Origin of the sequence: Halomonas sp. AOP7-E1-9, assembly GCF_052376035.1 — a bacterium.
In the GTDB taxonomy this organism is placed as follows: Bacteria; Pseudomonadota; Gammaproteobacteria; order Pseudomonadales; family Halomonadaceae; genus Vreelandella; species Vreelandella citrativorans.
The window spans coordinates 1-12,763 of sequence record NZ_JBQSVC010000053.1; the positions used below are offsets into that span (position 1 = coordinate 1).

The following is a 12,763-nucleotide window of genomic DNA, read 5'->3' on the forward strand; positions in this document are numbered from 1 at the left end:
ATAAAAAGGCTATAAGATCCCATTGTGCTATTTGCATTTATGATTTGAAGAATCTGGCTCAAGTCCAGTGGGGTAGCATGAGAGCGTTGACAGTGATAAAACGCTATTAAGCGATTTTCCAATCGCGAAGACGAGAGTCAGCCAGGCTCGTAAAAATCTTTGGGTGGGGCGTCGGTTACTATCATTAGAAAAATCATAAACTATGGGAACCAATAAGGAAGCGTGTATCCGTGGGATTGCCTTTTCTCACCTCACTCAGGTCATGAAAAAGGCTCATCGTATGTCCTCCTCTAAAGAGGACTCTTGTTAGCTGACCTAATAGGATTGACTTCGTTTATTATGTAGAAAGTCAGAGTTCAACTGTTGAAGGTCCGTTATACCTAGCAGTGCCATGTCTCTCGCAATTTCGTTACGCATGAGAGAGGCTGCATGTCTGACGCCGTCTTCACCAGCCACAGCAGCGGCAAAGCCAAATGGTCGACCGATAAAAACAAAACTTGCCCCTAAAGCTAATGCCTTCAAAACATCTGTCCCTCTACGAAACCCACTATCGATCATTACGGGAATTTTGCCCGCAGCATCCACTATACGGGGCAGCACCGTCAAAGGAGATACGGCTCCATCCAACTGACGACCACCGTGATTTGACACTATCAAAGCATCGACACCAATTTCACAAGCACGTGATGTGTCCTGAACGCTTAGGATCCCTTTTAATATCAGGTTTCCAGGCCAAAGATCACGGATGTAGGCAAGATCATCCCAATCTAAGCCTCCTCTGTCTGAGATGTCGCGGTTGACACTGGCAGAGAAAATTGGGGCTCCACGAGTTGCGTAGTTATTTTCGAAATACGGCATCCCATGCATAACTAAAGTCCGTAAAAATGTCGAGAAAAGCCAACGAGGATGACTCATTCCGTCCCAAGCAAGCTTGATACTAGGCCGCAGAGGCGATGAGAAACCAGCGCGCCGGTTGTTGTCGGGATTGGTTGCTACAGGCACATCGACCGTAATCACTATGTTATGAAACCCTGCCTTTCTAACGCGTTCAACGAGTGAGTGGATGGCTTCTCGCCCAGCCGGAAGGTATGCCTGAAACCATGCAGTTGGCGATTGTTGAGCAAGTGTTTCCATCCTTATTAAGGACGATCCGCTCATGATCATGGGAATACCAGATTGTTCAGCTCCACTCGCCAATACCAAGTCTCCTCGGTAGGCTGATAGCGCTGCAAGGCCCATTGGTGCAATCCCAAATGGGGCTTCGTAAGTTTCGCCCAATATCGTGGATTTTTGAGAGATATTAGTTACATTTACCAATGTTCGAGGGACGAACTCAAGTGTACCGAAGGACATACTATTAGACCTTGCCGTCCTGCCATCTTCAGCATTATTAGCAATATATGAAAAGATGGAATGTGGTAGATGACGCTTCGCAGCCTTCTCGAAATCATGCAGGTTTAGGATAGAGGAAAGGCGACGATGATATCGCTGGCTCTGTGCCGTTTGCTTGGGTTGTTTTTCTTGATTGTTCATAGCGGCGCTCATGATTCGATTTCCTAAGTTTTCATTTTTTTAACACGTGTGGCGCTATCCCATGTAATGGTAGCCGCCAGAGTTTGGTGAGGATGGTTCCCCAGTTACTACTTAATTTGGTTGTCTACTTGGAACCTTCCGGGTAGCAACAATGCCAGGCTACGGAACTGCATGTTCTGCACTGTTAGTCCAGCCGCAGCGTTTGAGTTCTGAGAGCAGAGCTTGAAATGGATGGGGTAGAGCTACGTCTGAAAGCCGCTTGGCCTGGCTTCGGCAGGAGTATCCGCTGGCCAGCAACCGCCCAGCTTTGGTCGGATTTTCCACGCGGCGCTGCCATGACTGGGAGTAGATGATCTTCGAGGTTTTGAAGTTGCGCGCTTCATGGCCGTAGGTGCCGGACATCCCACAGCAGCCCGTGGCGACTACCTCCAACTTGAGACCGAAGGCTGCGAACAGCTGCTGCCAGGTTTTGGGTGTACCCGGTTCGTTGGTCTTTTCGGTACAGTGGGCGAGCAGCTGGTAGCCCGGATCACGGAGGCGTAAGCCCTCAGGTAACAGGGTTGGGGCGCGAGCCACAAGCCACTCTTGAAGCATTAGCACTTCAGGCACCTTCTCTGGGCCAAGCGCCTTCGTGTACTCCTGGCGGTAGGTCAGGGTCATGGCTGGGTCGATGCCCATCAGTGGCACCCCAAACTTGGACAGTGTTCTGAGACTTTTGGCCTGCTTAGCCGCAGTACGTTCGAAGGCGCCCAGGAAGCCTTGTACTTGCAGTGGCTTGCCGTTGGGCGCGAAGGGGGCGACGAAGACACGTATATCCAGTCGCAGGAGAAACTCGACTACGTCCATCACCAGCTGCGACTCAAAGTAGCTGGTGAAGGCGTCCTGTACTAGCACCACGCTTTTGGCCTTCTGGGCCTCAGTCAGCCGGCCCAACGTGGTGGGAGAGGCTACCTCCACACCCCAGTCTTTGAGCTGCTTGCTGAGGCCTGCCCGGGACAGCCGCGGGCTGTCGACCATGCCAATGGGCCCAGCCAACAATTTGTCCACCAGACCGTTGCCAAGGGCTGCGTTGTAGAACGGGGTGATCCGCGACAGCGTTGGCAGCATAAATTCCAGGCCGCCAATCAAGTAGTCACGCAGCGGGCGCAGATAGCGGCTGTGATAGAGTTCCAAAAACTGCGAACGGAAGGTCGGCACGTTGACCTTCACTGGGCACTGGCCAGCACACGATTTACAGGCCAGGCAGCCGGCCATGGCCTCATACACTTCGTGGGAAAAGTCCGCCGCGCCGCGCCGCCTGGCAAAAGTGTTTATAAGCCGCAGCGGAAAGTTCTGGATGAAGCCCCAGATGCCCTCGGTCCGCTTCCTTTGCGACTCATCAAACACATCGATATCGGCGTTACCCTGCAGGCGCAGCCATTCGCGCATCAGACTGGCACGGCCTTTGGGCGAGTGAATGCGTTGCCGAGTTGCTTTCCAGGACGGGCACATGGCGTCGTTCGGATCGTAGTTGTAGCACGCGCCGTTGCCGTTGCAGTAGACAGCGTCATCATGGGCCTGCCAGACCCGTTCGTCGATCTGGCGATCAAACTGGCCGCGGGTCGGCACGCCGTCTATAGTCAACAGTCCCGGATCGACCCATTTCACCGGCTGCTCACTCACATCCGCTTCGCCCTCTTTGAGAGGGGTGGCGATCTTGCCGGGGTTGAGCTGATTGTGGGGGTCGAAGGCGGCCTTGAGCCGTCGCAAGGTGGGATAGAGAGGACCGAAGAAGGCCGGGGCGTACTCAGAACGCACGCCCTTGCCGTGCTCACCCCACAACAGACCGCCGTACTTCTGCGTCAGCGCGGCGACCTCGTCGGAAACCTCGCGGATCAGCTCTTCGTCGGCAGGGTCCTTCATATCCAGTGCCGGGCGCACGTGGAGTACTCCGGCGTCGACATGGCCGAACATGCCGTAAGACAGGCCCCGAGCATCGAGCAGGGCGCGAAACTCGGTGATGTAGTCGGCTAGGTGCTCCGGCGGCACCGCGGTGTCCTCGACGAAGGGCAGCGGGCGCCGCTCGCCCTGGATGTTGCCGAGCAGGCCCACGGCGCGCTTGCGCATGCCGTAGACCCTAGCGATCTGCTCGCGCCCCTCCGCTAGGGTATAGCCGATGCGCTTGACGCTTGTGTCATCCTCAAGATGGCGGCAGAAGGCGGCGACCCGCGCGTCTAGCCGCTTGGGGTCGTCGTCGTTGAATTCCACCAGATTGATACCGTTCACCGCCTGATCCCCCTCGGGGAAGAACTCGGCGACGCTATCCCAAATGAAGTCCTGCATGGCCAAGCTCAGTACCATATCGTCCACTGTCTCAATGGAAGTCGGGGTGGCACTGCTTGCCATCAGCGCCTTGGCGTCCCGCAGAGCGTCCATGAAGCCAGCGTAACGCACGTTGACCAGGGTAGAATGGGCTGGAATCGGCAGTACATTGAGCACTGCCTCGCTGGTGAAGGCCAGCGAGCCTTCGGCGCCGCACAGTACGCTGTTGAGATTGAAACGGCCATCTTCGGTGCGCAGGTGCGCCAGGTCGTAGCCAGTTAGGCAGCGGTTGAGCGGCGGGAAAGTGTCGCGGATGCGCTCGCGCTCGCTGTCGATGATTTCGCGGGCCACCCGGTGCACTTGGCCCACGGCGTCGTCGCGCGCGCACAGGGCATCGAGCTCGGCTTCGCTCACCGGCCGGGTGACGAGGAGATCGCCGCCGAGCAGCACGCTGACGAGCTCAATGACATGATCGCGGGTTTTGCCGTACTCGCAGCTGCCCTGACCGCTGGCATCGGTGGCGACCATGCCGCCGATTGTCGCCCGGTTGGAAGTGGAGAGTTCTGGTGCGAAGAACAACCCGTAGGGCTTCAGAGCGGCATTAAGCTGATCCTTGATCACCCCGGCCTGAACCCGAACCCGGCGAGCTTCGACGTTAATATCGAGTATGGCATTCATATGTTTAGATACGTCGACCACCAGCCCATTGGTAAGTGATTGACCATTGGTGCCAGTGCCACCGCCGCGAGGGGCCAGAACCACATGACGAAACTCATGTCTGGCGGCCAGCCTGGCGATACGCTGCAAGTCGTCTGCGTGCCTTGGATAGAGCACCGCCTGAGGTAGGTACTGATAGAGCGAATTATCGGTTGCCAGCACTGTGCGGTTGGCGTAATCCGGGGCGATCTCACCCTCGAAGCCAGCATCCACTAAGGCCTCAAGGAAATGGAGATAATCAGCGCCGACACGTTCGGTATTGCCCAGATGTGCAATCATGTGGGTATCACTCCTCCATGTATGGTCGTGGTGCCTATGTGGCAAAAAGACGCGAAATGGTCATATGCCTTCCACTTGACCACAATGCGGATGCAGGTTGTTTGGTACCCGACCGAAGACGTCACGCCGATGGAAGATAAAGCAGTTTGGCGTGTAAAAAGGCTATCCTAGATGGAGTCTTCGGCAGGTATCGAAGTTATGGATATATGCTATGTGTTGTTCTGGCGGTACAGAGATGGCATGTAACCCCCATCTTAGAGAGGTCGACTGTTACTGAGCTGTTATTGCTCAATGATTCTTGTAAGGAGTTGTCGAGCGAGAAATTCACATCAATATTTTCCAAGCACTGGTTGGGAGAGTTTTTAGCTACCTATTGAACTGGTTAGAAAATTTAAAACATAAGAAGCCGTTAGACCGCGATGGCTTCTTTAATAAACTTTCTGTTAGCGTTCAGTCTGTCTGAAACAATTGTTCATTATATTTTTTATGAAATCATTATCAGTGTGTTATGAAACTTTAGTTTTGTAACCCGCAGGTTTTTTGCCGAAGACCTTCTCGTAACGCAATATGTATTTTGGCAAAGCTTCCGGATTAACAAGCCTGGTAGGCATGTGGCCGTCAAGAGTATGGATAACTTGTTCTGCCGCCCAAGAGGCTATGTTTCTACGGGCTTCATGTGTCACCCCTGCCGTATGATAAGTTGCTACTACATTTGGCATGGCCAGCAGAGGGTGATCGAGTGGGGGAGGTTCAACATCCCAAACATCCAGACCAGCACCCGCTAAGTGGCCAGTTTCTAGCGCTTCTTGTAAGGCCGGCTCTGAATGAATGCCACCTCGGGCTGTGGTGATGAAGATTGCACCGGGTTTCATGGCCTGAAATATAGCCGCATTAAACATCTGTTCTGTGCTTTCATCACGCGGGCAATGTAGAGACACGACATCGGACTCAGCCAGCAGCACCTCTAAATCAACTTTTTTAGCCCCACGTTCGGCTATCGTCGGAGCATCCAATTCAGGGTCAACAGCAAGAATTCGCATATCGAGGGCTCTTGCAAGTTTTGCGACACGCCGACCTATATGTCCTATACCTACCAAGCCAAGTGTTTTCCCACAGAGTTCATTTCCCATCAAACTTTCACGACTGAAGCCCGTCTCGCTGCGTAGTCGACGGTCGGACTCACCTAGGCGCTTTGAAATAGAGATCATTAGTCCGATGGTGTGTTCCGCAACAGATACAGCGTTGGCGCCTGATTGGTTCATCACCAAAACACCCGCATTAGTACACGCATCAACATCGACAGTATCGTAGCCTGCTCCTGACGTAGATACACAAAGTAGATTAGGAGTCTTAGCCAGTAATTCTGCGTGGGCGTGCCAATGCAAGGGGGTCTCGTCCTTAGCAGAGGAAATCTGATAAGCATGAGCCTCTCTCAGTACAGCTGTGCTGGTAGCGTCATCAGCACCCGCATCAGCAGCCAAGGTGGTCAATCTATATTCGGGGTTGGCCTCGAAGATTTCCTTCATGATGGGGTTATACCAGACGTCAAGGCGAAATACTGACTTGACTAACTCTGACGCTGAATCCGTAGCATCGCTTGAAGAAGAGGTGGTTGCTTGCATATCGAGATCCTATTGTTGTCTAAGAATATTCTTATATTTTTTATCTGTATTAAGATAAATATTTTTTTTACCGTATGTAATAAGGCTTCTTAGTTCGAGAGCGCCCTACGGTATTCGCCTAATGCCGATAAGAACAATGTAAATACAATATTTTCAAGATGTCTATAACAGAGTAAGAAAAATAGCATGCTCCTAAAGTATAATCTTATTAATTGTTTATAAAAATCAAATGCTTAATTGTATTAAGTGGATGTGGTTTTTTGCTATGTTGTCAGTTGCTTGCTATGCAAAAATTCCTGTGCTTTTATTTGATTGCACTTTAAAAAATACAATTAACGATTACATGCACCGGAGATTATCATGCATCTCAAAACCAGCCGCTCTCTGCTCATCCTCTGCACCACGTCGCTTGTCTCAAGCTTGGCTCTAGCCGACTACCCAGAAAGACCGATCGAGATGATTGTTGCTTACTCAGCTGGAGGTGGGACTGATGTCGCAGCCCGGACACTCGTCCCTTATCTTGAGAAGCATCTTAATGCTGACATCACTGTCGTTAACCGGCCTGGGGCCGGAGGAGAGGTTGGTTTTACTGCTCTCGCCAATGCTAAGCCGGATGGCTATACCATCGGTTTCATTAACACACCCAATGTCATATCAATCCCCATTGAGCGCGACACTCGATACGAATTTTCCGATTTCTCACTTGTCGCGAATATAATTGATGATCCTGCCGGCTTTAGCGTCCACCCTGACAGCTCTTTTCAAACGTTTGAGGAATTGGTTGAGTACGCGAAAGCCCACCCTGGAGAACTCACCTATGGCACTTCAGGCGTCGGTGGTGATGATCACCTTGCCACGCTTGCACTAGAACGTCAGGCCGATATCGAGATGAACCATGTTCCTTTCCCGGGAGCTGCGGATGTACGACAAGCCCTGATGGGTGGTCATATCGATATAGGTGTTATCAACGTCAGTGAGATAGCTTCAGCTGCCAAGGCGGGGCAAGTAAGGACATTAGCTCAAGGAGGTGAAGAGCGCTGGGAAGAAGCACCAGATGTTCCTACCTTCAAGGAGCTGGGCTATGATCTCGTCATGGGGTCTGCCCGTGGTATAGCTGCGCCTGCGGGTGTTCCCGATGAAATTATTAATAAGATTTCTGAGGCTGCTAAAGCGGCCATAGAAGAAGAGGAATTCCAAGCTGCAGCAGATCAGCAATCCTTGCCTCTTTCATATCTTGCGCCAGAAGATTATCGAGCCATGCTTGAAGAACAACAAGAGCGTTTCCAAGCGCTCTGGAATGAGTCTCCCTGGAACGAGTAAGCATGCCTTAAGCTAAGGAGCACCGTGATGCCTCCACCACGGTGCTATCTTCGTAAACCAGGAGCAATAATAATGATCCGAAAGGCCAGCATTGAATTAGCGGTTGCGATACCAGCTGCAATATTGAGTGTTTTAGGCGCGTTACACGCCTCAAGTTTTCCACAGCAAACAGCCTATTTGCCAACAACTGTTCTAAGTATTATGTCGCTACTGCTTGTACTGTGGGCATTTCAATCAGTGATGGCCTTGCGTCGAAACCAATCAAGCACGCTAATACTTGAAAAAGGAAAAGCTAGGCGGTTTCTGTTGCTGGTATTGTCTACTGCGACTCTCATAGCTCTCGCTCCCGCTCTGGGTTTTGTAACTTCATTTTTTATTTTTATTCCCCTTTCAGGCTTTATTCTGGGGTATAAACATTGGAAGCCGCTCTTGGCAGCTGGCACCATATTTTCCCTTCTTATATACCTGATTTTCAAAGTATTGCTCAGTCGCCCTCTACCTCCTGAGCTATTCATCCATCTATTCTGAGAGTCACGTCATGTGGGATAACATCCTAAGTGCTTTGCCTTTGCTCTTCTCACCCTCGGTACTTATCGCCATGTTAGTGGGAACGACGATCGGCGTTTTCATTGGTGCTTTGCCGGGCTTATCAGCCACTATGGGAATAGCAGTACTCATCCCATTGACATTTACGATGGAGCCGCTTGTAGCTTTAGGCATGATGGCTGGTATTTTCAATGGTGCCATGTATGGTGGGGCAATACCTGCCATTCTTTTACGGATCCCAGGCACGCCAGCCGGTATAGCTACTGTGTTTGACGGTAACCCTATGGCGCAAAAGGGTGAAGGCTTGAAAGCAATGAAAATCGCGCTTATGTCTTCGTGTATTGGCGGTTCGATCAGTGCGTTATGCTTGCTTTTGCTTAGCCCACCCTTAGCATCACTGGCTTTAAGGTTTGGGCCTGTTGAACTATTTTGGATAGCTGTTTTTGGCTTAGCAGCTATCTCAGTATTATTAAGTGACGTTCCGGTTAAAGGCCTTATAAGTGCCTGTTTTGGTCTTTTAATAGGCATGGTAGGAATTGACAGTATGTCAGGCTACGAACGTTTTACTTTCGACGTCTTAGAATTGAGCAGCGGTATCAGTATTCTCGTAATTTTGACTGGGCTGTATGCCATCCCTCCGGCGCTTACTCTTGCCCAAGAAGCGACTCTGATAAAAAAAGGCACCGAAGCAAATAGTTTGAGTGCGAGTAAATCCAAAATAAGGTGGAGTTTTTTCATCCCTACGTGGTGTCGGGCATCTATTATTGGCGTAATCGTCGGCATCATTCCTGGTACTGGGGGCAATATTGCAGCCATGCTGTCATGGAATGAAACGAGAAGAGTGTCGAAGGATAGCTCACGCTTTGGCAAAGGCGCACCGGAAGGTGTGGCCGCAGCGGAATGTGCCAATAACGCCGATAATGCTTCATCTCTCATACCAGCACTTACCTTGGGTATTCCTGGTAGCTCTGTATCTGCCGTGATTCTTGGTGGACTGCTTGTTCATGGGCTTCAACCAGGGCCCGAGTTGTTCACTCAATCAGCTCCTGTAACGTATGGATTTATACTGTCAATGCTGGTGACATCAATCATGCTGTTCTTCGTAGGTCGTGTTGGTGCCAGAGTGTTTATTAATGTCATGTATATGCCGCCGTTGATTTTGGCGCCTATCATCATTGCTTTGACAGCCATTGGCATTTATGCAATCAACAACAGTATCTTTGAAGTGTGGCTGGTGTTTTTCTTTGGAATTATTGGCTGGTGCATGGAGCGTCTGAGCATTCCTCTCGCTCCAGCTGTTCTCGCGGTTATTCTTGGCCCTATCGCCGAATCTAGTTTACGAAGGGCAATGATAATTGGAAGGGGAGATTTTGCCTTTCTTTTCTCTAGTCCGATCGCTTTAACGCTTGTGGCAATTATCATTCTTACAATTCTTAGCCCTTTAATTCGTAGGGTTATTGGCCGCCCCTTGCTCAAACGAGCCTCTATTCCACAGTCAAACGACTCAGACCAGAAAAAGCATCTTGATTCGTAGTGGCTAAAGGTCGCCGTGTCGCTTGAGCATTGATGCCTTCGTTCAGTAGACACTTACTCGACCTGCTGCTTATACAACAGCCGTGATACTTAGTGAACTCAACCAATACTGAACCTTAATGTAGCAAGGCTTAATCGAACCGGACTTGAGGTCACCGACAAGGAGCTATCAGCTCACGACATTATGTGACTTCACGTCATATACCCAAATGGGCGCATGTGCCCAGTCAATTAGGAGATAGGCTCAATGAGCATTGGATTTCGCATACTTAAAAGACGAGAAAAGGTCACCTCCGAGTTGGCATCGTCATTCGACGATGTACCCGTTGCCAATGTCAGCGATTCCATGGCCAGAATGACCTCGGCCGGTCCGTGCCTTCGTCCCTTTCACGGTGGTGGGAAGAGATTGTCGGGAGCTGCGCTAACCGTCAAGACGCGCCCTGGTGATAACTTGATGTTTCATAAGGCGATAGATATGGCTCAGCCAGGAGATGTCATTGTTGTTGACGCTGGCGGGGATCTTACCAACGCCATGATGGGCGAATTGATGGCGCACCATGCTGCCACTCTTGGCGTGGCTGGTATCGTCATTAATGGGGCCATTCGAGATATAGATGAAATTTATAAACTTGGGCTTCCTGTGTATGCTGCGGGAGTAACACATCGTGGTCCTTATAAAGATGGGCCAGGAGAGATAAACGTACCGATCGCCATTGGGGGAATGGTGATTTCACCGGGTGACTTAATCATCGGGGATGAGGACGGCGTGCTTTGTGTCCCGCGTGAACAGGCTGAGGAGCTGCTGGAGGCGGCTCAGGCAAAACAAAAAGCTGAACAGGAAGAGCTAACCAAAATACATGCAGGCTGTAGCGACCGTAACTGGGTCGATAAGGCTTTGAAGGATAAAAATTGTTTTATTGAGTCATAATAGCTAGGCTTGCATATTGCTTTAGAATAATTATTTATTGTTATTTTCTATTGATCGAGCTGTTATTTAATGACTTATTAGTTGTTGCTGTAGCTTCAATATTAAAAAATAAAGATTAATTCTTTAGTCTTCGTTAATGCTTAGGAAAATACTTTTTCAGCTTAGTATGACAAGCCAGGGTCAACTACTGTCCCTGGCTTATTCCTACATCCATAATGCAATATATTATCTAAAAACTCTCAAGTTGATTGGGCAGCTGTACGGCCCGGGTATTTCAATAGTAAGGTTTAATCAACTGGCAAGGTTGATTTTCGCAGATGCATACTTTCATTTTTATCACGACTGATAATAAAGGTACATAATGCCGCTCTTAGGTGAACAGTCATAACCTCGCTAGCATAGTTTTCTGACCCAATTTTTATGGCATGTACCAACTCTCGATGATGGTTCATAGACCTTTTCATATCTTCTTCGGAATAAATATAGAATCCAATAGTAATGGGTATTTCTACAAGATTTTTGGCGATCTCAGCAAGCCTTTTTGATCTAGATGCTTCCATTAAAGTGGAGTGAAACTTACGATTTTTTTCCTGTATTTTTTTTAAATACCCCTCCGGTTTTGTTCTTACCAGTTCATCCATTTTAATGGATAAATCCAACAGAATATTAATTTGCTCGGGCGTCGCTCTTAGCGCAGCCAGTCCCGCGGCTTTTGATTCTATCTGAATTCTGAGATCGAAAACTTCTTTGATATCATCAGTATTCCAAGTAGAAACGAAAAAGCCACGACTTGGTTCTCGATAGAGAAGGCCGTCACGTGTAAGTCGGTTCATTGCTGCGCGAACAGGCGTACGACTGACATCAAGCAGCTTTGCAATTCTTTCTTCCTTGACTTGCTCGTCAGGAGCAAGGTCGCCACCCATGATTTGTCGCCGTAGAGTCGTATATACTTGGTCAGTCAGTTTTGTCATTTTTTCTAAAAATATAGATTAATTAATGTTCTTCATACTATAACTCAAAATGTTGATCACTTTACACACTCTGAACCAGCTATTTCAGTGATTTTAATAGTACTTCGTAGTCATCTGCGTATTTTCTTGCTTCTAGCTGTCGTAGCTCCGTCGAGACTTTCACCTCGACTAAATAAGTGGCCTATTTGCGCACGACAATTACGAAATGATGTTTATGCCCTAAATATGCATTTCACGCACCCAAAGAGCGTTGCTGCAATTATGGCTTGGTTTGAGTTACGTAAACGTCGTGGATGGCGGCTTTCCCTAGAAGGCTACTCTACGCAGGGAGCATTTTCATGTATCTGATAGAATCTAACTATCTCGATTAAAAGACTGGTATTGGTGCTTAGGTTTCTGAAGACGATAAACCAGACGCTGGATTCTGGCAATGTGATGGATAACGTCATTTCTAGATTAGCTAAAGGACCGCTCTTGGCCGGTAGCTCCGGTATAGTATATCAAGTGACTAGACCGCCAGGACGATCTGCGAGGCTGGCTTTACGCAAAGAAAGCGCGTAAACCTTACTATGTATAGGAAAAAGTTCGTTTTCGGTTGCCCGATGGAGGCTGCGATGACCAATCGACGCTATACGCCGCTTGATCGACTACGAGGAAGCGTCCTCAAGCATGAAGCCCCGCTGGAGCCAGCCGTAGAAGAGGAGGGTTGGTCTATGCTCGGCACTGATGAGCCAGAAGAACAAATCGCAATTGATGTCTGGCGTGCGGCAATCAAACTGTTTGAGGGTGATCGAACAGAGGCAGACCGCTGGTTGCATTATGAGGTTATAGCGCTTGGGTGGAAGCGCCCCATCGATGTCATGCAAGAAGACCCTCAGCAGGTGCTAGACCTGATAGCCAGGATAGAGCATGGGGTTTACACCTGACTCGAGTCCGAACCCGACGGGGGGCTAGAAAACCCGTTTTGCTTCTGTGGGGTGCAGCCAAAGGAAGCGATTTAGCGTGCGATCCAT

General features: G+C 49.6%; 9 protein-coding genes. 5 read left to right on the top strand and 4 right to left on the bottom strand.

All coding sequences use genetic code 11. The features are described from left to right. Positions 1 to 315 precede the first annotated feature (315 nt). The 3 genes from ACT3R4_RS17535 to ACT3R4_RS17545 form a co-directional block, all read right to left on the bottom strand. Positions 316 to 1,533 (bottom strand): alpha-hydroxy acid oxidase, encoded by a 1,218-nt coding sequence (locus ACT3R4_RS17535; RefSeq protein WP_441680100.1) that lies wholly within the window; start codon positions 1,531 to 1,533, stop codon positions 316 to 318. 159 nt (positions 1,534 to 1,692) lie between these two features. Continuing rightward, complete coding sequence (ydiJ, locus tag ACT3R4_RS17540) at positions 1,693 to 4,830, bottom strand: D-2-hydroxyglutarate dehydrogenase YdiJ (RefSeq protein WP_441680102.1); 3,138 nt, start codon at positions 4,828 to 4,830, stop codon at positions 1,693 to 1,695. A 506-nt stretch (positions 4,831 to 5,336) separates the two neighbouring features. Next, positions 5,337 to 6,452 (bottom strand): hydroxyacid dehydrogenase, encoded by a 1,116-nt coding sequence (locus tag ACT3R4_RS17545; protein WP_441680104.1) that lies wholly within the window; start codon positions 6,450 to 6,452, stop codon positions 5,337 to 5,339. Between the two features lie 360 nt (positions 6,453 to 6,812). Between ACT3R4_RS17545 and ACT3R4_RS17550 the strand changes: the two genes are divergently transcribed. From ACT3R4_RS17550 to ACT3R4_RS17565, 4 genes are all read left to right on the top strand, one after another. Continuing rightward, on the top strand, positions 6,813 to 7,772 hold the full coding sequence (locus ACT3R4_RS17550) for a tripartite tricarboxylate transporter substrate binding protein (RefSeq protein ID WP_087108444.1): 960 nt from the start codon (positions 6,813 to 6,815) through the stop codon (positions 7,770 to 7,772). Between the two features lie 72 nt (positions 7,773 to 7,844). Beyond that, positions 7,845 to 8,300 carry a tripartite tricarboxylate transporter TctB family protein gene (locus ACT3R4_RS17555; protein ID WP_176372202.1) on the top strand — a complete coding sequence of 152 codons (456 nt, stop codon included), beginning with the start codon at positions 7,845 to 7,847 and terminating at the stop codon, positions 8,298 to 8,300. A 10-nt stretch (positions 8,301 to 8,310) separates the two neighbouring features. Next, the gene (locus tag ACT3R4_RS17560; protein WP_441680106.1) at positions 8,311 to 9,852 is read left to right on the top strand and encodes a tripartite tricarboxylate transporter permease; all 1,542 of its coding nucleotides are present in this window, start codon (positions 8,311 to 8,313) and stop codon (positions 9,850 to 9,852) included. 246 nt (positions 9,853 to 10,098) lie between these two features. Continuing rightward, entirely contained in the window at positions 10,099 to 10,779 is a 681-nt protein-coding gene (locus ACT3R4_RS17565) for an RraA family protein (RefSeq protein ID WP_441680107.1), read from the top strand. A 287-nt stretch (positions 10,780 to 11,066) separates the two neighbouring features. Here the strand turns inward: ACT3R4_RS17565 and ACT3R4_RS17570 are convergent, their stop codons facing one another. Further along, positions 11,067 to 11,750, bottom strand: a complete 684-nt coding sequence (locus ACT3R4_RS17570; protein WP_441680108.1) for a GntR family transcriptional regulator — start codon at positions 11,748 to 11,750, stop codon at positions 11,067 to 11,069. A 614-nt stretch (positions 11,751 to 12,364) separates the two neighbouring features. On the opposite strand from ACT3R4_RS17570, the gene ACT3R4_RS17575 reads away from it, so the two are divergent. Then, positions 12,365 to 12,676 carry an antitoxin Xre/MbcA/ParS toxin-binding domain-containing protein gene (locus ACT3R4_RS17575; protein WP_441680109.1) on the top strand — a complete coding sequence of 104 codons (312 nt, stop codon included), beginning with the start codon at positions 12,365 to 12,367 and terminating at the stop codon, positions 12,674 to 12,676. Positions 12,677 to 12,763: the final 87 nt, after the last annotated feature.